This window comes from Streptomyces sp. NBC_00690 (assembly GCF_036226685.1).
GTDB lineage: Bacteria > Actinomycetota > Actinomycetes > Streptomycetales > Streptomycetaceae > Streptomyces.
The window spans coordinates 5,969,579-5,988,362 of sequence record NZ_CP109009.1; the positions used below are offsets into that span (position 1 = coordinate 5,969,579).

Here is an 18,784-nt window from a genome sequence, read left to right on the forward strand (position 1 = left end):
CGTTGAGTGGTGGGGGTTGAGTGCTCAAGGGTGCTCCTTGGGGAGGTCCGGATAGTGGGGTAGGACCGTGCACTGCGCACTCTGCGTGGCTCACTGCAGCGTGTGTTGCGGTGAGAGTAAGGAGGTCTGGACCAATCGTCAATAGGTCCAGACCAAAGCTAGCCGGTGGCGTGAAGAGATGGGGTCAGATTCCCAACTCCTGCGCAAGAACGGCCGCCTGGACCCGGCTACGGAGGTCCAGCTTTCCCAGCAGTCGGCTCACATGCGTTTTCACAGTAGCCTCAGCCATGCACAGCCGTACCGCGATTTCGGCATTCGACAGTCCTTGGCCGAGACACACGAGGACCTCTCGCTCGCGCCGGGTGAGGACGTCCAGTACGGCGGGGTCTGGGGCGTCAGGGGAGCGAACGGGGCTGGGAGCTGCGAATTCCGCGATCAGACGCCGGGTCACGGCCGGGGCGATCAGGCCCTCTCCGTGGGCGACCGTGCGAACGGCGTCCAGCAGACCCTGCGCCTCGGTGTTCTTCAGCAGGAATCCGGAGGCGCCAGCTCTTAGCGCGCCGAAGATGTACTCGTCAAGATCAAACGTAGTAAGGATCAAGACATCTGCGAGACGGTCCTCAACGATCTGTCGGGTGGCTGAAACCCCATCGAGACGGGGCATTTGAATATCCATCAACACCAGATCCGGACGGAGGCTCCGGGTCAACTCCACCGCCTCTTCGCCGTCCGCGGCCTCCGCGACGACCTCGATGTCCGCAGCGCTCCTGAGGATGAGCACCAGTCCCGCGCGCACCGCGCTCTGGTCCTCCGCCACCAGTACCCGGATCCGCCCGGTCCGCCGACCGCTTCTTTCGTCGGGTTCGTCCGTCATGTCGATGGCTCCTTGTCGTCGTCCCGTACGGGGAGCACTGCCCGTACGCACCAGATCTTGGCCGGGCCGCCCGGTGGCCCCTCGACCGGACCCGCCGTCAACTCGCCCTTCAACAGGGCGACCCGCTCCCGCATCCCGACTAGCCCAGCCCCTGAGCCCGGTGCCCGCGGGCCCGGTCTCCTCCCGAACGGGCTGTTCACCTCCACGGTCAGGGCGTGCCCCCGCTCATGGGAGAGATGGATCTCCACCTGGCCCGACTCCGCGTGCTTGAGGGCGTTCGTCACCGACTCCTGGACGATGCGGTACGCCGCCAACTCCACCGGCGCGGGCAGCGAGTTCGCTGCCTCCCGCCGGTCGTTCAGGCTGAAGGTGAGCCCGCTGGCAGCCCCGTTGGTACCTGCCTGGGCGATCAGGGCATCGAGGCCGGCGAGGGTGGGGGCAGCCGCCGGTTCGTTGTCATCGCTGCTCTGTCTGAGCAACCCGATCAGCCGCCGCATCTCGGACAGCCCGGCGACGCTGTTCTCCCGGATGACCCCGAGCGCCTCCTCGGTTGTGCGCGGGTCGTTGAGGGAGAGCGCGGCCGTGGAGTGGATGGCGATGGCCGAGAGATGGTTGGCCACCATGTCGTGCAGTTCGCGCGCCATCCTGCTGCGTTCGGCCGTCACCGCCTGCACCCGGTCCATCTCGGCGAGCAGCGCTGTCTGCTCGGCTCGCAGCCGGGCCGCGTCGGCCGCCTCCCGGTGGTTGCGGATGATGCTCCCGGTGACGGCGGGGGCGAGAGTGATCAGTCCGATGATGACCCCGATCAGCAGTCCGACCGGTTCCTGGAACACGGCGAGCAGGGTGATCGTCGACGCCACGGTGATCAGTCCGGACACCACGGGGACCCGACGGGCCGCGGTGGGGGAGCTGTAGACGACCGCCGCGTACACCGCATCCGTGAAGACCACGACCGTCACCAGGCTGCCGACCGTGAACTGATCGGCGATCAGCGCGGCCGTGGCGATCGCCAGCATCGCGAGCGGCAGTATCCGGCGCAGCAGCGACTGGGCGGACATCACGGCCAGCGGCACCAGGGCCGCCCAGGGGGGCAGCGCGTTGCGGGAGGACTGGGTGTACAGCCCCAGCGACCAGAGCAGCACACCGCCGAGGAACGCGGTGACGGCGAGGATCACATCGTCACGGTGAGGGCGGGGAAACGTCACCTGCCCATCCAACACGGCGGGACGGGTGCAGGGCGTCCGCAGCCCGGGTGAGCTGCGAGTACATCGAAAGATGCAGCACGACTTCGTCACTGGCGACGACGATCGGCGGCTCTTTCAGCGAGACGCTGGAGTCGGTGAAAGGAGTTGTGCCGTGATCGTCACGCTGATCATCATCTGCGAGGTCGGATTCTGGGTGCTGCTGGCGGCAGGGCTCGCCACGCGCTACATCCTGAAGAAGCCGAAGACGGGCATGGCCTTGCTGCTCTGCGAGCCCCTGTTGGAGGTCGTGCTGCTGGTCGTCACCGCGATCGACCTCAAGAACGGCGCGGACCCCAGTTGGAAGCACGGTCTGGCGGCCCTCTACATCGGCTACACCGTCGGGCACGGGCACCGCACGGTCACTTGGCTCGACGGCCATGCGGCCCATCGGTTCGGTGGCGCGCCGCCGCCTGTGAAGCCGCCGCGCTACGGAAAGGGACGGGCCGTTCACGAGGCGAAGATCTGGTTCGGGACGGTGGTGGGCGCCGCGGTTGCGAGCGGACTGCTGCTCCTGGCGATCTGGTACGTCGGGGACCCGAGCCGCTCCGCCTCGCTGGAGGGCTGGATCTACCAGGCGTGGAAGATCACCGCCATTCACGGTGTGATCGCGCTGTCGTACGCGCTCTGGCCCCACAAGGGCCCCGGCGGCCAGAAGCCGGGCCGGAAGGCGGACGAGCAGAGCGACCAGAAGCCGGATCGTGAGCCGGTCCGGGTGCGCCGCCCGTAGGGCCCGGCCCGAGCGGGCTGCGAAGGCCCGTGCGGGCTGCGAAGGCCCGTGCGGTGTTCTGCGAGTTTCTGGAGTTCTCGGCGCTTCGGCCCCGTCCACCTGGTCATCCAGGTCGACGGGGCCGAAGCGGTACACCGAGGGTTCAGCGATCTCCGCCGGGTACCCACAGCACGTCACCGGTCTCCTTGTTCGCCAGCCGAGCCATGATGAACAGCAGGTCGGAGAGGCGGTTGAGATAGGTGGCCGCCAGCGGGTTCATGCTCTCGCCGTGGACCTCCCAGGCAGCCCAGGTCGAACGCTCCGCCCTGCGCACGACGGTGCACGCCTGATGGAGGAGGGCGGCGCCCGGGGTGCCGCCGGGCAGGATGAAGCTGCGCAGCTTCTCCAACTCCTCAAGGAAGCGGTCGCAGTCCGCCTCCAGCCGGTCGATGTAGAACTGTTCGACGCGCAGGGGCGGGTACTTCGGCTCCGCCACCACCGGCGTGGAGAGGTCCGCCCCCACGTCGAAGAGGTCGTTCTGGACGCGGACGAGCACGCCGACGACGTCCTCCCGCAGCTGCCCCAGGGCGATCGCCGTGCCGAGTGCGGCGTTGGCCTCGTTGGCGTCGGCGTACGCGGAGATCCGCAGGTCCGTCTTGGGGACGCGGCTCATGTCGCCCAGGGCCGTCGTGCCCTGGTCGCCGGTACGGGTGTAGATGCGTGTCAGGTTGACCATGGGCCCAGCGTAGTTATGCGCTGGCCGTACGGACGACCCGTGTGCCCACCGTCACGCCCAGCGCGGCGAACGCGACCGCCACGATCCCGCCGTACAGCATGGAGGCGCTCGTGTACTCGCCCACGTAGGCGTCCCGGACGGCGTCGACCAGATGGCGGAACGGCACGGCGTGCGACAGCCCGTCCAGCCAGTCGGGCCCCAGGGTCATCGGCAGCATCAGGCCCGACAGCAGCATGGACGGCATCACGAAGGCATTGACGGCGGGGCCGAACTCGTGGGGGGTGCTGACCTTGAGCGCCAGTGCGTACGACAACGAGGCCAGCGAGACGACCAGCAGGGCCACGAACACCAGACCGATGAGGACTCCGGCGAGCGGTGCGCGCAGGCCCATCGCCAGCGCGACGAGCACCAGCAGCACGGCCTGGAAGACGGCGAGTGCGGTGTCCCGCAGGACCCGGCCCAGCAGCAGCGCGAGACGGCTCACGGGGGTGACCCGCATCCGCTCCACCACGCCCTGTCCCTGCTCGACGATGGCGCCGAAGCCGGCGAAGGACGCCCCGAAGAGGGAGAGTTGGAGCAGTAGCCCCGGGACCAGGACCTGCCACGAGTCGCCCCGGGAACCCAGGGGTAAGCCGGTGAGCAGCGGCCCGAAGAACAGCAGGTAGAGCAGCGGCGTCAGGATGCCGATGAGGATGTGGAACCGGGAGCGCAGGGTCTGCCGGGCATAGCGCCCGAAGATCAGTGCGGTGTCGTGGAGCAGCATCGGAACTCCTCAGACGGTGAGTGGGGTGGCGTCGGCGGGGGCCGGAGCGCGGCCGGTGACGGCGAGGAAGGCGTCCTGGAGGGTGGCGTGTTGCGAGCCGCCGTACTGGATCTTGAGGGCGGTGGGGGTGCCTTCGGTGACGACCACGCCCTGGTCGACGATGATCAGCCGGTCCGCGAGTGCGTCCGCCTCGTCCAGGTAGTGCGTGGTCAGGAAGACGGTCGTGCCGTGGTCGTCGCGCAGCCTGCGCACGAGCTCCCAGAGGTCGGCCCGGCTGCCGGGGTCGAGCCCGGTGGTGGGCTCGTCCAGGAAGAGCACGTCGGGCCTGTGCATCAGGCCCATGGCGATGTCGAGCCGCCGCCGCTGGCCACCGGAGAGGGCCGCGGTCGGACGGTCCATCAACTCCGCGAAGCCGAAGTCCTCGGCGAGTTCTGCCGCCCGTGCCACGGCCTTGGCCTTGGGCATGCGGTAGAGCCTGCCCTGGGTGGTGAGTTCCTCCCGGACGCTGACGTAGGGGTCGAGCCCGCCGGACTGGGCGATGTAGCCGCTCCGGCGACGTACGCCCGCGGGATCGCGCACCAGATCGCAGCCGGCGACGGTGGCGTGGCCGCCCGTGGGTGCCAACAGGGTGGTGAGCATGCGCAGGGTGGTCGTCTTGCCGGCGCCGTTGGGGCCGAGGAAGCCGATGATCTCGCCGCCTTCGACCGTGAGGTCGATCCCGCGCACGGCCTCTACAGGTCCGTTCTTGCTGGGGAAGGTCCGGGCGAGCCCGGTTGCACTGATGACTGCCATGGCCCCAGAAAAGCAGAGTCGCTGAAACTTTGCAATGACTCTAAAATTTAAGCGGGGGAGTAAAAAGCTACGATGCCCGGCATGGCCGAGGGACTCAGAGAGCGCAAGAAGCGCCAGACCAGACAGCACATCTCCGACACCGCCACCGGCCTCTTCCTGGAGCGGGGTTTTGACGCGGTGACCATCGCGGAGATCGCCGAGGCGGCCGATGTCTCCGTCAACACCGTCTACAACTACTTCGCCACCAAGGAGGACCTCTTCCTCGACCGCAGCAGGGAGGTGACCACGCGCCTCGCCCGCTGGGTGCGTGGGCGGCCGGCGGGGGAGTCGGCCGCCGCCGCCGTCCTGCGCGAGTTGCGCGCGGAGGTCGAAGCAGTCTCCCCGCGGGTGGGACTGGTCGCCGGATGGGAGCGATTCCTGCTGGTCGTCCATGCCGCGCCCACGCTGCGCTCCAGTCTCTGGGGGATGCAGCAAGAAGTGCGGGAGAACCTGGAGGCGGAGCTTCGCGCCGAACTGGCGACGGGTCCCGTGGACCCGCTGCCCCAGTTGATCGCCGGTCAGATCACCTGGGCGCACGAGGCCATCATGAGCTTCATCGGGACCGAGATGATGGCCGGCCGCCCTCCGGAGGAGGTCTCCCGGGAAGCCCTCGCCGTCCTGGACGAGATCGAGGACCTGCTGAGCGCCAAGGTCCATGACTACGCCGTGCGGACGCCTCACTGACCGACCCCGGTGTGATGTCCGTCATTTGAGACGTGACGCGCATCTCTTCACCGCCACACGGCCGCCGCGGAGCGCTAACCTCCGCCCGAGAGGCGAAATGTAAACGTGTGTTAAGGGGTGTCGCAGTGGCCAGGAAGCTTGCCGTCATCGGGGCCGGACTCATGGGTGCCGGGATCGCACAGGTCTCCGCCCAGGCGGGCTGGGACGTGGTCCTGCGCGATGTCACCGACGAGGCGCTGACCCGCGGCACCGATGGCATCCGGGCCTCGTACGCCAAGTTCGTGGCCAAGGGCAAGCTCGAAGCGGACGCGGCCGAAGCGGCGTTGGCCCGCATCACCACCACGACCGACCTCGACGCCGTCGCCGATGCGGACATCGTCGTCGAGGCGGTCTTCGAGAAGCTGGACGTCAAGCACGACATCTTCCGCGCTCTCGACCGGCTTGTGCGCGACGACGCCGTACTCGCCTCCAACACGTCCGCCATCCCCATCACCAAGATTGCGGCGGTCACCGAACATCCGGAGCGGGTCGTCGGCGCACACTTCTTCTCGCCCGTGCCGATGATGCAGCTGTGCGAGTTGGTGCGGGGCTACAAGACCAGCGACGAAACCCTCGCCACCACGCGGGAGTTCGCCGAGTCGGTCGGCAAGACCTGCATCGTCGTCAACCGCGACGTGGCGGGCTTCGTCACCACCCGACTGATCTCCGCGCTGGTCGTCGAGGCGGCCAAGCTCTACGAGTCGGGAGTGGCATCGGCCGAGGACATCGACCTCGCCTGCAAGCTGGGCTTCGGTCATGCGATGGGCCCGCTCGCCACGGCCGACCTCACCGGCGTGGACATCCTCCTCCACGCCACGAGCAACATCTACACCGAGTCCCAGGACGAGAAGTTCGCCCCGCCGGAGCTGATGCGCCGGATGGTGGACGCCGGGGACATCGGACGCAAGAGCGGCCAGGGCTTCTACACCCACGAAACCCGCTGACAGGCCATCGAACATCACCCTCAGGGGTGAATTCGGTATCGGTTCGCTTACAACCAGCAACTGGAGTGCCCTTCGGGCAGTCAGTTGGTGAAAGACAAGTACGTCCAAGAACTGCGAACGAGCGACAAGCACACCGAACGAGCACAGTCAGAGCAGCCAGCGTGAGTGACGCCAGGGCGGCCGGCGGCATTCGCACAGGGCACTGAGGCACTTCCCGGGGAGCGCATATGCACATCAGGGGCGACCACACCGAGCTGGTCGTCGGGGGCCGCCTCGACGTGCGCAGCGCGGCGGACGCCCGCACGGTCCTGCACTCGGCGGTCGACGACGGTCACGGCGACCTCGTACTCGACCTGACCGACCTCGACTCGTGGGACGCGACGGGGCTCGGAGTCATCATGGGCGCCCACCGCCGGGCCGGCCGCTGCGGCCGACGCCTTGTGCTGCGTGGCGTACCGCCGCAGATGCAGCGCCTGCTGGTGGCAACCCGGCTGCACCGCATCCTCGCGATCGAAGGCGGCCTGGCCGCTGAATCGCTTCCTCGGGTCTGATCCACACCCCGTGTCACCTCCCGGGATCTCCGGGATGCTCCGGATTCCGTGGGATGACCGTGATGTGAAAAAGGCGCGTGCCAGCGGTGACGCTCCTGCGACCGCGCGGTAACAGCTGTACAACACCTGCGGCGACAGAGCCCGGTAGTCGGCTTTGAGCTGACCCCTGCGGCGATTCTCATGAGACTGTGACGTCGCGGACGGGGCAGCACCCCACCGCAGGTGGATACCCTGCGGGGGTCTTGGGCCCACTCATCCGCCGTGCCAGCGCCGCAACGGGGCTCGTACGGCTGGCGGGGGGCAAAGCGACGGCCGGGCGTACGAAGTGGACCGGGAGGGGCTCCTTCGTACCTGCCTCCGTCGCGGGCTCCGCGAAGACCGCGGCGGCGGACGAACCTATGCACAGTGCATTTGGGGGCTTGGACGATGGACAACGAGAGCTTCGGCGAACAAGAAGGCACGGTACGCCCGTCCCGGGACGCCGCGGCACCGGGCTTCGGACAGACCGGGCAGGCACCGGCCCGCATGGTCCGACTGATCTCCGGCGACTTTCTGCTGACCGTCAATCCCGTGGACGGGAGCGAAGTCGAGCTCTGCCCACCGGGAGGCACCCCTGACGGCCTGAGCCGGCTCACCACCGCCGTACGCCGCAGTACCACGGAACGGATCGAACACGAGCGCATCGGCAGGCCGCCTGCGCTCGCCGGGCCCGCCACCCCCCGACTGCCGCTCCTGGAGCGGGACGAGGAGCGCGAGCGCCTGATACGCATGCTCGCCCGGGGCCGCTCGATACGCGTCACCGGGGCCGCGGGCTCCGGACGCACCACCCTGCTGAACGCCGTGGCCGCGGAGTGCACCGACCTCGCACCCGACGGAGTCGTTCGCCTCAACGGCCGCCAACGCACTCCGAGCGATCTGCTGAACGACCTCTTCAACGCGATCCACACCACCCCCCAGCAGCGTCCCGACCGAGACCAACTCCTCTCCCACATCGGGGAGATCGGTGCGATCGTCGTCCTCGACGACCTCGACTTCGGCGGCGCGGCCCTCGATGAACTCCTCAACGCGGCACCCGAGTGCGCCTTCTTGACGGCGACCACCCCTGAGGTGCCCGGCCCCACCGATGCCTCACGGCTCGAAGAGGTCACCCTGGTCGGACTCGGCCGCCCCGCATCCCTGGAACTCCTCAAGCGCGCCGTGGACCGGCCCCTCACCGAGGACGAGCAGAACTGGGCCGGCGACCTCTGGTTCGAATCCGAGGGACTGCCCCTGCGCTTCGTCCAGGCCGGCGCGCTCCTGCGGCAGTGCGATGCGCTCCGTCAGGAGATCCAGGAACTCCAAGAGGACCCCGACGCCTTCGAAGCCTTCGCCCGCATGGACGCCACGGGCGGCGAGGTCCCCCTGCCGACGCTCGGCCAGGGTGCGGCGCCCGCGGCCCTGCTCGCCTCGCGGCTCAGCGAGTCCGCCCGCAACACCCTGCGCTTCGCGGTCGCCCTCGGCGGGGAGGTCCCGCACCAGGCCCATCTGCCTGCGCTCATCGGCGACACCCACGCGGACACCGCCATCGGCGAACTGATGCGCTGCGGACTGCTCTCACCTGTCGGCGGGCGATACCGGCTCGCCGCGGGCGTGCTGGTCCAACTCACCGAGCGCGGGTACGCCGACGAGGCCGCGGCCCACGCCCGTACCACTGCACAGCACTACGCCTGGTGGACTGCGCACCCCTCCGTCACCCCTGAGCGGGCCGTCGCCGAGGCGGACGCCATCGTGGCCGCGCTCACCGCTCTGGTGCCCGGCACGGAAGCCGCCGACGCGAGCGCGGCCGTCCTCCTCGCCCGCAGTGCTGCGCCCGCTTTCGCCGCGGGGTTGTACTGGGGTGCCTGGGAGCGCGTCCTCCGCGTCGGTTCGGAGGCCGCCCGCATCGCGGGAGAGGTGGCCGAAGAGGCGTACTTCCACCATGAACTCGGCGTTCTGGCCCTCTGCACGGACAGCCTGGACCGGGCCCGGGCGGAGCTGGAAGCCTCCATCGCCATGCGCGGAGCACTCGCCGACAAGCGGGGCACCGTCGCAGGGCGCCGCGCACTGGCACTGGTCGCCGACCGTGAGAACGGTCTGGTGCCCAGTGCGGTCCCGGCCCCCGTGCCGCCGCCGGTGCCCGCCCCGGAGCTGGAACTGCCACCGGGTCGGACCGCCCTCGCCCTGCCGGCCGGTCTAGCCGTCGTCCCGCCCGAACTCGCCCATGAAAGCGACCCGGGCGACACCCGCAGTGAGCGCGATGAACGCGACGAGCAACCGGAGCCCCGTACCCAGGAGACCGCGGTCATCCCGGAGACCCTGGTGGCCTCGCAGGCGCCGCCGCTCTACTCCTTCGACCGCAAGGAGCCGCGCTCGGCGCCCGGCAAGCGGTTCGCCGTTCTGCGCGGCGCCCGACGCAATCTGGTCGCCGCGGGTGCGGGCGCCGTGATCGTCGCCCTCCTTGGCACGGTGCTCGCCCTGGGCATGGCCGGGGACGGTGAGGAGCCGCCCAGCGTGAACGTCCGCAACGGGCAGTCCGCGAACGTGGACGACGAACAGGACGGTCTCCAGGCCGACGAGCCGGATACCGAGTCCGCCGACGACCCCGCTGACCCGGACGCCTCCACGAGCCCGCTCCCGGACAGCTCCGATGAGGTGGACCCGGGCCCCACGTCCTCCAGGACGTTCGAATCCTCACGGCCAAGCGAATCCAGTGGTTCCACCGGCTCCCCCGGGTCCAGCGAGGGCCCGTCGTCGAGCGGCTCACAGGAGCCGGGGGAGAGTCCGTCGTCCTCGCAGTCGACCCGGCCCACTTCACCGCCGTCGTCCGCACCGCCGACGAGCAGGCCGCCCACCGGACCCTCCAACCCGGGCGAGCCCTCCTCGTCCCAGTCGTCGACCGGTTCGAGCACTCCCCGACCCTCCACGTCCGGTGGCGGGATCACCGCGAGCGCACCGATCAGCAGCGCGCCCGTGAGCGGATCGCCGTCGTCGGCGTCCGCGCCGGCGGGGCCCGGTGGAGCCTCACCGTCCCTGGTCTGAACGCCCCCAACGCATGGTGCGGCCCAGGAAGCCAGGCTTCCTGGGCCGCACCGCGTCTGTTCGAGAGGGCTCAGAAGAGTCTGAGCTTGTCGTCCTCGATGCCCCGCAGGGCGTTGTAGTCGAGGACGACGCAGCCGATGCCCCGGTCCGTCGCCAGCACCCGCGCCTGGGGCTTGATCTCCTGAGCCGCGAACAGCCCCTTGACCGGCGCCAGGTGCGGATCGCGATTCAGCAACTCCAGATAGCGGGTCAGCTGCTCCACCCCGTCGATCTCACCGCGCCGCTTGATCTCCACGGCGACGGTCGCACCATCGGCATCGCGACAGAGGATGTCCACCGGACCGATGGCCGTGGGGTACTCACGCCGAATCAGGCTGTATCCGCTGCCCAGCGTCTCAATACGGTCGGCGAGCAACTCTTGGAGGTGCGCCTCCACGCCATCCTTGATCAGACCCGGATCCACTCCCAGTTCGTGCGAGGAGTCATGGAGGACCTCCTCCATGGTGATGATCAGCTTCTCGCCCGCCTTGTTGGTGACCGTCCACACATCGCCGTCACCCTCCTTGAGCGAGCACGGAGGGGACATCCAGTTCAGTGGCTTGTAGGCGCGGTCGTCCGCGTGGATGGAGACGCTGCCGTCCGCTTTGATCAGGATCAGACGGGGAGCTGAGGGCAGATGGGCGGTGAGCCGGCCCGCGTAGTCCACGGAGCAGCGGGCGATGACAAGGCGCATGAGGGGCAACGCTACTCGACCTGCCCCACCCGGCGCGATTCCTCCTACGCTCCCCTGCTGCGAGGCCCCACTGCGGTTGGCTGAGGCAGTTCGGGTCGCCCCACTTGTCCCCGTTCGTCGTTGGCCGGTTGTCCTCCCAATCTCCTGGTGCGCTCTGGACGGCGCACTTACCGTGGATGCAGCAGGTCGCCGGGTGCGCACTCTGTGTCGCCGTACGACATACCGTACGGCGGTGTCTCCGGCGCCTACTTCCCTGCCCGTATGACCCCGTGACCCGGGGTCGCGAGAGGAGAACCCATGTCGCTCGACGTCTCACCGGCGCTGTTGGAACAGGCCGAGCGAGGCGAAGTCGATGAAGCCGCTTTCGTCGACTGCGTCCGGACCTCCCTGCCATACGCATGGGAGATGATCACTACGTTGGTGGCACAGCTGAAGGTCGACGGCGGCGAGTTTGCCGACAACCAGACGCCCCCGCCGGATGAGCAGGCACGTGGTCAACTGCTGCGCGCTCTCGCCAGCGATGCGATCCGAGGTGCGCTCCAACGGCACTTCGGCGTGCGTCTGGCGTTCCAGAACTGCCATCGCGTCGCGGTCTTCCCGCTGGACCCGTCGGTGGACGAGCGGCTGGCCCGCTTCACTTCCATCAGGGGCCAGTTGCTGAACCAGTCGCCGGAGATGCGCGACTGCTGATGTCTTTTGCTGCCGCTCCGCATCACGAGAGTCGTGACGGGTGATGTCGGAGCGGCAGCATGGGTCTTGAGCGGGGAGCGTGATCGCGGCGCCCTCCTGCGGGCACCGATCGAATGGCTCCGGGGCGGCTCAAGCCAGCAGGGGCAGAACCTCGGTCCCGAGGCTGCGCACATTGGCCTCCGTGGTCGCAAGGTCCCCCGAACCCTCGGTCAGCAGGGCGAAGCGCGTGATGCCCGTGCGTTCGGCGGTCGCAGCCAGGCGATCGGCGGCGAGAGCGGGCGGGCCCACGGGATGCAGTGCGCAGAGCAGCTCGGTGTAGGCGACGGGGTCGCGCATCACCCGGCGTCGGCCGTCGACGGTGACATGGGCGTCCAACCCCTGTTTGAGCCAGCCGGGCATGGCCTTCAGCAGCGTCTCCATCGCCTCGGCCGCGGTGTCCGCGATCTGAGCCACTCCTGCCGACACATGGGCGACCTCCGCGACCTCATCGGGGGATCTGCCGACCGCCAGGGCGTGGCTGCGCCAGAGCCCGACCATCTCCGCCTTCTCGGCATCACTGCTGTGCATGCCCAGCAGCATGGGCAGTCCGCGCTCGGCGGCGAGCCGGACGCTCTTCGGCGAGGTGCAGGCGACGATGACCTCGGGGCCCGCACTACCGTCGAGCAGCTCTCCAGCGCGGGGCACCACCTCGACCTCGCGGAAGGAGAACCGGGGGCCGTGCGCACTCACGCGGGGCTCACGGAGCCAGCGCAGCAGTAGATCCAGGGACTCGGGGAACTCCGACTCGTACGCGCGCAGACCACCGCCGAAGACTTCCAGGTCGATCCAGGGCCCTCCTCGGCCCACCCCCAGCGAGAACCTGCCACCACTGGTCAGATGGAGCAGCGCGGCCTGCTCGCCCAGGGTCACCGGATGGGCGCTCGGGAGCACGCTCACGGCCGTGCCCACCCGGATGCGCCGGGTGCGGCCGAGGAGGAGCGCGGCCAGCGTCACGGCGGACGGGCAGACGCCGTACGGCACGAAGTGATGCTCCGCCAGCCACACCGTGTCCAAGCCGGCTTCCTCCGCCACCTCCGCGGATCGCACCGCTCGGTGGAGCGCCTCCCCCTGGCCCTGGCCCGGGAACTGGGCTGCCAGTACGAACGTACCCACGCGCATCGCCTTGTGCCTCCTTGCGGCCGACGCGTCACTCCCCTTGACGGCAATAACGTCTGACACGTGCCAAAGGCACGGCACGAAGTGAAGTTCTTGCGATTTTCCGGTAACTGCTCCTGAGGAGTGGCCAGCTCTCACGCTGAGTAGTACGTGTACCCCCGACCCTGGACCGTAGGCTTGGACTCGACAGGAAACGTCCGTACTTGCCCCGTGAGGTATCACGTGTCCCCGCGCCGTAACCGCCCCAAGGGCGGCGACAATCCCTCCGAGCCCTCCGGTGACCCCGGGGACAGGTACGGCGGCTTCGGTCGTACCGAGTCCTGGCAGGGCGAGGGTTGGTCCGTGCGCCACGTCGCCGGAGCAAGTGCCGCCGGCAAGCGGTACCGCTGCCCCGGGTGCGACCAGGAGATCCCGTCGGGGATGCCGCACGTCGTGGCCTGGCCCCAGCACGGCGGCGTCGAGGACCGGCGCCACTGGCACAAGGCGTGCTGGAACGCCAAGGACCGCCGCACCTCACGGGTGCAGCGGTCCCGGAATGCTCCCAAGCACTGAGCTTGCGCCCGGTGCCGGCTGAACGTCGTTAGACGTCCCGCGCGTTCATCGTCGCGTACGCGGACCCCAGGGCGACGGCCGCGACCCCGAGCATGATCCACAAGGGCTCCCAACCCGTGGGGCCCGAGTCGGTCACGGAGTTGTCGTAGAGAACGCCGAGCTGGCTGGGGATCGAGTATTCGAGCAGTGCGTCCTGGAGCCACGACAGGGACTCGGTGAACATGAACATGGCCATCACCAGCGGCAGCAGCACCAACCCGATCATGATCGTGATCGCACCCGCGGAGTGCCGGATCAGCGAGCCCACGGCCAGGGAGAGCAGACCGAGCAGGGCCAGATAGAGACTGACGCCGAGCGTGGAGCGCAGCCACTCCTCGGAGCTGGGCGAACCCTGGTCGATGATCGCCACCTGGGCCGCACCCACGAGCAGGGTGAAGGCCAGGGTGACCGTGAACACCAGCGCGAAGAAGACGATCGCCTTGGCCGTGAGCACCCTCCCGCGGGAGGGACAGGCCGTCAGCGTGGTCCGGATCATCCCGGTGCCGTACTCCGAAGCGATCGTCAGCACGCCGAGCGTCATCACACAGATGCTGCTGAGCAGCACGCCGAAGAACCCGAGCGACAGGATCGGCTGCCCGTCCACATCGGTGTCACTGCCGGAGATCGCCGCCGCGATGGCCAGACCGATGCCGATGAGGAGCAGCGCCATCACGCCGAGCGTCCAGATCGTCGACCGTACGGAACGGATCTTGGTCCATTCCGATGCGATGGCGTCACCGAGGTGGGCACGGCGGATCGGGATCGGCGAGGTGTAACCGACTCCGGGCGCGTGCTGCTGCTGGTAGGGGGTGGTCATCGCGGGTCCTCGGACTTGGTCAGATCGGCAGGGGTGGACGCGGGCGCGGCCGGGGCCGTGGGCGTCGAGGCGGCCGGCAGCCGCGGATCCGCGGTCGGAACGGCAGCCGCGGTCGGAGCCGGGCCCTGGCCGCCGGGGGCCGGCGGCTGCTGGCCGTGTTGCGGCGGCGGTGGCGCGTACCAGCTCTGCTGCGGCACCTCGGGGGCCTGCGGCGGCGGACCGAATCCCGGCTGGGGCTGCTGCATCAGCCCGGCCTTCTGGTCCGTCGAGGAGCGGTAGTCGACCGCTCCCTGCGTCATCCGCATGTACGCCTCCTCCAGCGATGCCTGGTGCGGAGACAGCTCCCACAGTCGGACGTCCGCCCCGTGCGCCAGATCACTGATCCGCGGCAGCGGCAGCCCCATCACCCGCAGTCCGCCGTCCGGCTCCGGCACCACGTGCCCGCCGGCCTCGCTCAATGCGGCGGACAGCTTCTCCCGCAGCTGGGGATCACTGTCCGGAGTCCGCACCCGGGCGAAGTCGGCCGAGTTGGCGGAGATGAAGTCCTTCACGCTCATGTCCGAGAGCAACTGCCCACGGCCGATGACGATCAGATGGTCCGCGGTCAGGGCCATCTCGCTCATCAGGTGCGAGGAGACGAAGACCGTACGCCCCTCGGATGCGAGCTGCTTCATCAGATTGCGGACCCACAGGATGCCCTCCGGGTCCAGCCCGTTCACCGGCTCGTCGAACAGCAGCACCTGGGGGTCGCCGAGCAGGGCCGCCGCGATCCCCAACCGCTGGCCCATGCCGAGCGAGAAGCCCTTGGAGCGCTTCCGGGCGACTTCCTGGAGCCCCACCACGCCGAGGACCTCGTCCACCCGGCGGGCCGGAATGCCCGAGAGCTGCGCCAACGACAGCAGGTGGTTACGGGCACTCCGCCCGCCGTGCACCGCTTTGGCGTCCAGGAGCGCGCCCACCTGCCGGGGTGCGTTCGTCGTCTGCCGGAACGGCTGACCCCCCACGGTCACCTTGCCCTCGGTCGGGTTGTCGAGCCCGAGGATCATCCGCATGGTGGTGGACTTGCCAGCACCGTTGGGACCGAGGAACCCGGTGACGGCACCCGGCCTCACCTGAAAAGAAAGGTTGTACACGGCCGTCTTCGCGCCGTAGCGCTTCGTCAGGCCGACTGCCTCGATCATTCTCCAGCCCCATCGACTTCTGGTCATCGGGGCCCAGGCTGGTCAGCCGCACGCCCCCCGTAAGAACTAGGAGGATAACTTTTTCTCCCCAGTTCGTCCTAGGCGGTAACACATGGTCCGCCTGCGGGTCCCGGCCGTGGACCTTTCGTCGTCGCAGAGCGTGCCCGACCGACCGCGGGACGTCGTTTCCGGGGCATCGGCGACCTCCCACCGGGGTTTTTGACTGTCGGTCGCATCGCCGGCAGCGCCACCGGACACGCAGAAGCCCGGGCCGCCTTCCGGCGACCCGGGCCCACCGATGTCCGTGCGCGGAGGTCAGGCGTCGCGCTTCTTCAACAGGAGGTAGGCGCCGGCGAGCGCCACCACGACCCAGATCAGCATGATGCCCAGCCCGCCCCAGGGCCCGTACGGCGTTTCCTCGCTGCCCAGCGCGTCCGGGACCACCTGCATGATCCTGGCGCCGGCCTGGTCGGGGAAGTAGAGCGCCACCTCCTTGGCCTTCGGAACCGAGGCGAGGATCTGCGAGACGAGGAAGAAGAACGGCATCAGGATGCCCAGCGCCAGGATGGAGCTGCGCAGCATCGTGGCCACCGCCATCGAGAACAGCGCGATCAGGCCCATGTAGAGCCCGCCACCGATGACCGCGCGCAGGACGTTCTCCGCGCCGATCGTCGTCCGGTGCTCGCCGAGGAGTGCCTGACCGATGAAGAAGGACGCGAAACTTGTCGCCAGTCCGACGCCCAGGGCCAGTGCCGTGGCCACGGTGATCTTGCTGAAGAGGAAGGTCGCCCGCTGCGGTACGGCGGCCAGCGACGTGCGGATCATCCCGGAGCTGTACTCCGTGCCCACCACCAGCACACCGAACACCACCATCGCCAACTGGCCGAGGATCATCCCCGACGAGCTCATGAGGGTCGGGTCGAAGGTGAACTGCTCCTCGCGGCTGAGGTCGTCGAAGGTCGCCTTCGTCAGGGCGCACAGGGCCGCGCTCAGTCCGACGGTCACCAAGAACGCGCACACCAGCGTCCAGGTGGTCGAGGAGACCGTACGGATCTTGGTCCACTCGGACTGGAGGACCGCGGGTACCGAGGCCATGGGTCAGGCTCCCTTGCTGCTCTGGTAGCTCTGGCCCCACTGGGGCCCCGGCTGCTGATCGGACGGCGGGCCTGCATGGCTCGTCCCGTGGGCGTGGTACTCCACCGCGCCTGCGGTCATCTGCATGAACGCTTCTTCCAGCGAGGCCCGCTGGGAACTCAGCTCATGCAGGGTGATCTGGTGACGGGCCGCCAACTCGCCCAGCTCCTCCGAAGTCGCGCCGTCGATCTCCAGGACCCCCGAGCCCGCCTCGATCGCGGTGAAGCCCCCTTCCCGGAGCACGTCCCGCAACCGCTCCTGATCGGGCGAGCGCAGTCGGACGAAACTACGGGAGTTCTCCTGGATGAAGTCCGCCATCGAGGTGTCAGCCAGCAGTCGCCCCTGCCCGATGACGATGAGGTGATCGGCCGTCAGGGCCATCTCACTCATCAGGTGCGAGGAGACGAAAATCGTCCGCCCCTCGGACGCCAGAGCCTTCATCAGATTGCGGATCCAATGGATGCCCTCCGGGTCGAGCCCGTTCACCGGCTCGTCGAACATCAGGATCTCGGGATCACCGAGCAACGCGGACGCGATACCCAGGCGCTGACCCATGCCGAGGGAGAACCCCTTCGACTTCTTCTTGGCCACCGCGGTCAATCCCACGATGTCCAGAACCTGATCCACCCTGGACGCCGGAATGCGGTTCGCCTGCGCCAGACAGAGGAGGTTGTTGTAGGCACTTCGCCCACCGTGCATGGCCTTGGCGTCCAGCAGCGCGCCAATGTACTTCAGCGGCTCTTCCAGTTCCCGATAGTGCTTGCCATCGATCCGGACATCGCCGCTGGTCGGGTTGTCCAGATCGAGCATCATGCGCATCGTCGTCGACTTGCCCGCGCCGTTCGGACCGAGGAATCCGGTCACGACCCCTGGTCTGACCTGGAATGACAGATGGTCGACGGCGACTTTGCTCCCGAAGTGTTTGGTGAGGCCATCCAGCTCGATCATGCGGACACCGTACGGCGTGCGCAAAGCCCCCCGCCACTTTTGAGCGGCGGGGGGCTTTCGACATGCGCGGCCCCGAGCGGGGCGGGGATCAGCGGGACTGCTGGGCCGGGACGCCCCGGGAGATGGGCTCGTCGTCGACGGGGTTGCCCGCCGCGGCCACCGCGGCACCGGTCAACGTGGCCAGCATCTCGCGGACGTTGGTCAGCTGCGCGTTGATCGAGTCGCGGCGGTTGGTGAGCGCCGCCAGCTCGCGCTCCGATTCGCTGCGGATCCGGTCGGCCTTGGCGTTGGCGTCGGCCACGATGTCCTCGGACTGACGCTGCGCGGTCTCCACCGTCTGGCGGGCCCGACGCTCGGCGTCCGTACGCAGCTTCTCGGCCTCCAGGCGCAGCTGCTCCGCGCGGTGCTCGATCTCCGCGAGGCGCTTCTCGGCCTTGGCCTGACGCGATGCCAGGTCCCGCTCGGACTGCTCGCGGCGCTTGGCCAGGTTGGTCTCGAAGTCGGCGGCAGCCTGGGCGGCCTTCGCACGGGTCTCCTCGAAGAGGGCGTCCGCCTCCTCCCGCTTGGACTGCGCGTCCTTCTGCGCTTCGGTACGCAGCTGAGTGGCGTCGCCCTTCGCCTTCTCGACGATCCGGACGCCCTCGTCCTCCGCCTTCGCCTTCCGCTCGGCGGCGAACGACTCGGCGTCGTTGCGGACCTGCTGGGCGGCGGACTCGGCGAGCTCACGGTGCTGCTCGGCGGCCCGACGGGCCTCCTCACGCAGGTCCTTGGCCTCCTCCTCGGCAAGACGGAGGATCTTTTCGACGCGCGCTCCGAGTCCGGCGTACGACGGCTCCGCGTCGGTGACCTGGGCCTGGGCGTTCTGCGTCTCAAGGTGGAGTTCCTCGATGCGCTTTTCCAGCGAGGTGATGCGCGCCAGCGCACTATCACGGTCGGCGACGAGCTTGGTAATGCGGTCGTCCACCTGGCCGCGGTCGTAGCCACGCCGCACGAGCTCGAAGCCGAATGGGGAGGATGTGTCGCTCATGGGGTTCCTGTCGAATGAGACCGGTGAGGTGATAGAGGGAATCCTAGGGGCCTAAGCGGCGTGTCATCGAGTGGATACA

General features: G+C 68.8%; 19 protein-coding genes. 7 read left to right on the plus strand and 12 right to left on the minus strand.

Translation table 11 applies throughout. From position 1 onward, the window contains the following. Positions 1-184: 184 nt before the first annotated feature. Together OID54_RS26340 and OID54_RS26345 are read right to left on the minus strand one after the other, a co-directional pair. Complete coding sequence (locus tag OID54_RS26340) at positions 185-874, minus strand: response regulator transcription factor (protein WP_329023400.1); 690 nt, start codon at positions 872-874, stop codon at positions 185-187. Next, entirely contained in the window at positions 871-2,079 is a 1,209-nt protein-coding gene (locus OID54_RS26345) for a sensor histidine kinase (RefSeq protein ID WP_329023402.1), read from the minus strand. The genes OID54_RS26340 and OID54_RS26345 overlap by 4 nt, the downstream gene beginning before the upstream one ends. 151 nt (positions 2,080-2,230) lie before the next feature. Between OID54_RS26345 and OID54_RS26350 the strand changes: the two genes are divergently transcribed. Next, a complete protein-coding gene (locus tag OID54_RS26350) occupies positions 2,231-2,845 on the plus strand; it encodes a hypothetical protein (RefSeq protein ID WP_329023404.1) in 615 nt (204 codons plus the stop codon). Between the two features lie 142 nt (positions 2,846-2,987). Here OID54_RS26350 and OID54_RS26355 read toward each other — a convergent pair whose 3' ends face one another. Genes OID54_RS26355 through OID54_RS26365 form a run of 3 tightly spaced genes read right to left on the minus strand, consistent with a single transcriptional unit; the run spans position 2,988 to position 5,115 of the window. After that, the gene (locus tag OID54_RS26355) at positions 2,988-3,560 is read right to left on the minus strand and encodes a cob(I)yrinic acid a,c-diamide adenosyltransferase (protein WP_329023406.1); all 573 of its coding nucleotides are present in this window, start codon (positions 3,558-3,560) and stop codon (positions 2,988-2,990) included. A gap of 13 nt (positions 3,561-3,573) precedes the next feature. Next, on the minus strand, positions 3,574-4,323 hold the full coding sequence (locus OID54_RS26360; protein ID WP_329023407.1) for an ABC transporter permease: 750 nt from the start codon (positions 4,321-4,323) through the stop codon (positions 3,574-3,576). Between the two features lie 9 nt (positions 4,324-4,332). After that, positions 4,333-5,115 carry an ABC transporter ATP-binding protein gene (locus OID54_RS26365; protein WP_329023409.1) on the minus strand — a complete coding sequence of 261 codons (783 nt, stop codon included), beginning with the start codon at positions 5,113-5,115 and terminating at the stop codon, positions 4,333-4,335. 81 nt (positions 5,116-5,196) lie between these two features. Here OID54_RS26365 and OID54_RS26370 point away from each other — a divergent pair, with 81 nt between their 5' ends. The 4 genes from OID54_RS26370 (at position 5,197) to OID54_RS26385 (ending at position 10,429) form a co-directional block, all read left to right on the plus strand. Further along, complete coding sequence (locus tag OID54_RS26370; protein WP_329023411.1) at positions 5,197-5,838, plus strand: TetR/AcrR family transcriptional regulator; 642 nt, start codon at positions 5,197-5,199, stop codon at positions 5,836-5,838. A 125-nt stretch (positions 5,839-5,963) separates the two neighbouring features. Beyond that, a complete protein-coding gene (locus OID54_RS26375; RefSeq protein ID WP_329023413.1) occupies positions 5,964-6,821 on the plus strand; it encodes a 3-hydroxyacyl-CoA dehydrogenase family protein in 858 nt (285 codons plus the stop codon). A 227-nt stretch (positions 6,822-7,048) separates the two neighbouring features. Then, positions 7,049-7,372: an STAS domain-containing protein gene (locus OID54_RS26380; protein WP_329023415.1), complete on the plus strand. Its 324-nt coding sequence runs from the start codon at positions 7,049-7,051 to the stop codon at positions 7,370-7,372. A 426-nt stretch (positions 7,373-7,798) separates the two neighbouring features. Continuing rightward, positions 7,799-10,429, plus strand: a complete 2,631-nt coding sequence (locus OID54_RS26385) for an ATP-binding protein (protein WP_329023417.1) — start codon at positions 7,799-7,801, stop codon at positions 10,427-10,429. A gap of 70 nt (positions 10,430-10,499) precedes the next feature. Here OID54_RS26385 and nucS read toward each other — a convergent pair whose 3' ends face one another. After that, positions 10,500-11,162, minus strand: coding sequence for an endonuclease NucS (gene nucS / locus OID54_RS26390; RefSeq protein WP_329023418.1), 663 nt, complete (start codon positions 11,160-11,162; stop codon positions 10,500-10,502). A 297-nt stretch (positions 11,163-11,459) separates the two neighbouring features. Here nucS and OID54_RS26395 point away from each other — a divergent pair, with 297 nt between their 5' ends. Further along, positions 11,460-11,852, plus strand: coding sequence for an SCO5389 family protein (locus OID54_RS26395; RefSeq protein WP_329023419.1), 393 nt, complete (start codon positions 11,460-11,462; stop codon positions 11,850-11,852). Positions 11,853-11,981: 129 nt separating this feature from the next. Here OID54_RS26395 and OID54_RS26400 read toward each other — a convergent pair whose 3' ends face one another. Next, positions 11,982-13,010: an LLM class flavin-dependent oxidoreductase gene (locus tag OID54_RS26400; RefSeq protein ID WP_329023420.1), complete on the minus strand. Its 1,029-nt coding sequence runs from the start codon at positions 13,008-13,010 to the stop codon at positions 11,982-11,984. Positions 13,011-13,229: 219 nt separating this feature from the next. On the opposite strand from OID54_RS26400, the gene OID54_RS26405 reads away from it, so the two are divergent. Next, the gene (locus OID54_RS26405) at positions 13,230-13,559 is read left to right on the plus strand and encodes an ATP/GTP-binding protein (RefSeq protein WP_329023423.1); all 330 of its coding nucleotides are present in this window, start codon (positions 13,230-13,232) and stop codon (positions 13,557-13,559) included. A 28-nt stretch (positions 13,560-13,587) separates the two neighbouring features. Here OID54_RS26405 and OID54_RS26410 read toward each other — a convergent pair whose 3' ends face one another. The 5 genes from OID54_RS26410 to OID54_RS26430 all read right to left on the minus strand — a co-directional run bounded on the left by OID54_RS26410 (position 13,588) and on the right by OID54_RS26430 (position 18,705). After that, the gene (locus tag OID54_RS26410) at positions 13,588-14,415 is read right to left on the minus strand and encodes an ABC transporter permease subunit (RefSeq protein WP_329023425.1); all 828 of its coding nucleotides are present in this window, start codon (positions 14,413-14,415) and stop codon (positions 13,588-13,590) included. After that, positions 14,412-15,596 (minus strand): ABC transporter ATP-binding protein, encoded by a 1,185-nt coding sequence (locus tag OID54_RS26415; RefSeq protein ID WP_329023427.1) that lies wholly within the window; start codon positions 15,594-15,596, stop codon positions 14,412-14,414. The genes OID54_RS26410 and OID54_RS26415 overlap by 4 nt, the downstream gene beginning before the upstream one ends. Before the next feature lie 315 nt (positions 15,597-15,911). Continuing rightward, positions 15,912-16,691: an ABC transporter permease subunit gene (locus tag OID54_RS26420; protein ID WP_329023428.1), complete on the minus strand. Its 780-nt coding sequence runs from the start codon at positions 16,689-16,691 to the stop codon at positions 15,912-15,914. Positions 16,692-16,694: 3 nt separating this feature from the next. Next, positions 16,695-17,678, minus strand: a complete 984-nt coding sequence (locus tag OID54_RS26425; RefSeq protein WP_329023429.1) for an ABC transporter ATP-binding protein — start codon at positions 17,676-17,678, stop codon at positions 16,695-16,697. Between the two features lie 88 nt (positions 17,679-17,766). Then, positions 17,767-18,705, minus strand: coding sequence for a cellulose-binding protein (locus OID54_RS26430; protein WP_329023431.1), 939 nt, complete (start codon positions 18,703-18,705; stop codon positions 17,767-17,769). Positions 18,706-18,784 lie beyond the last annotated feature (79 nt).

Bases quoted from the DNA above. Each gene is read 5' to 3' on its own strand.
- OID54_RS26425 (WP_329023429.1), bottom strand. From the start codon at position 17,678: ATGATCGAGCTGGATGGCCTCACCAAACACTTCGGGAGCAAAGTCGCC.
- OID54_RS26380 (WP_329023415.1), top strand. From the start codon at position 7,049: ATGCACATCAGGGGCGACCACACCGAGCTGGTCGTCGGGGGCCGCCTC.
- OID54_RS26400 (WP_329023420.1), bottom strand. From the start codon at position 13,010: ATGCGCGTGGGTACGTTCGTACTGGCAGCCCAGTTCCCGGGCCAGGGC.
- OID54_RS26410 (WP_329023425.1), bottom strand. From the start codon at position 14,415: ATGACCACCCCCTACCAGCAGCAGCACGCGCCCGGAGTCGGTTACACC.
- OID54_RS26385 (WP_329023417.1), top strand. From the start codon at position 7,799: ATGGACAACGAGAGCTTCGGCGAACAAGAAGGCACGGTACGCCCGTCC.
- OID54_RS26395 (WP_329023419.1), top strand. From the start codon at position 11,460: ATGTCGCTCGACGTCTCACCGGCGCTGTTGGAACAGGCCGAGCGAGGC.
- OID54_RS26430 (WP_329023431.1), bottom strand. From the start codon at position 18,705: ATGAGCGACACATCCTCCCCATTCGGCTTCGAGCTCGTGCGGCGTGGC.
- OID54_RS26355 (WP_329023406.1), bottom strand. From the start codon at position 3,560: ATGGTCAACCTGACACGCATCTACACCCGTACCGGCGACCAGGGCACG.
- OID54_RS26420 (WP_329023428.1), bottom strand. From the start codon at position 16,691: ATGGCCTCGGTACCCGCGGTCCTCCAGTCCGAGTGGACCAAGATCCGT.
- OID54_RS26370 (WP_329023411.1), top strand. From the start codon at position 5,197: ATGGCCGAGGGACTCAGAGAGCGCAAGAAGCGCCAGACCAGACAGCAC.
- OID54_RS26360 (WP_329023407.1), bottom strand. From the start codon at position 4,323: ATGCTGCTCCACGACACCGCACTGATCTTCGGGCGCTATGCCCGGCAG.
- nucS (WP_329023418.1), bottom strand. From the start codon at position 11,162: ATGCGCCTTGTCATCGCCCGCTGCTCCGTGGACTACGCGGGCCGGCTC.
- OID54_RS26415 (WP_329023427.1), bottom strand. From the start codon at position 15,596: ATGATCGAGGCAGTCGGCCTGACGAAGCGCTACGGCGCGAAGACGGCC.
- OID54_RS26365 (WP_329023409.1), bottom strand. From the start codon at position 5,115: ATGGCAGTCATCAGTGCAACCGGGCTCGCCCGGACCTTCCCCAGCAAG.
- OID54_RS26340 (WP_329023400.1), bottom strand. From the start codon at position 874: ATGACGGACGAACCCGACGAAAGAAGCGGTCGGCGGACCGGGCGGATC.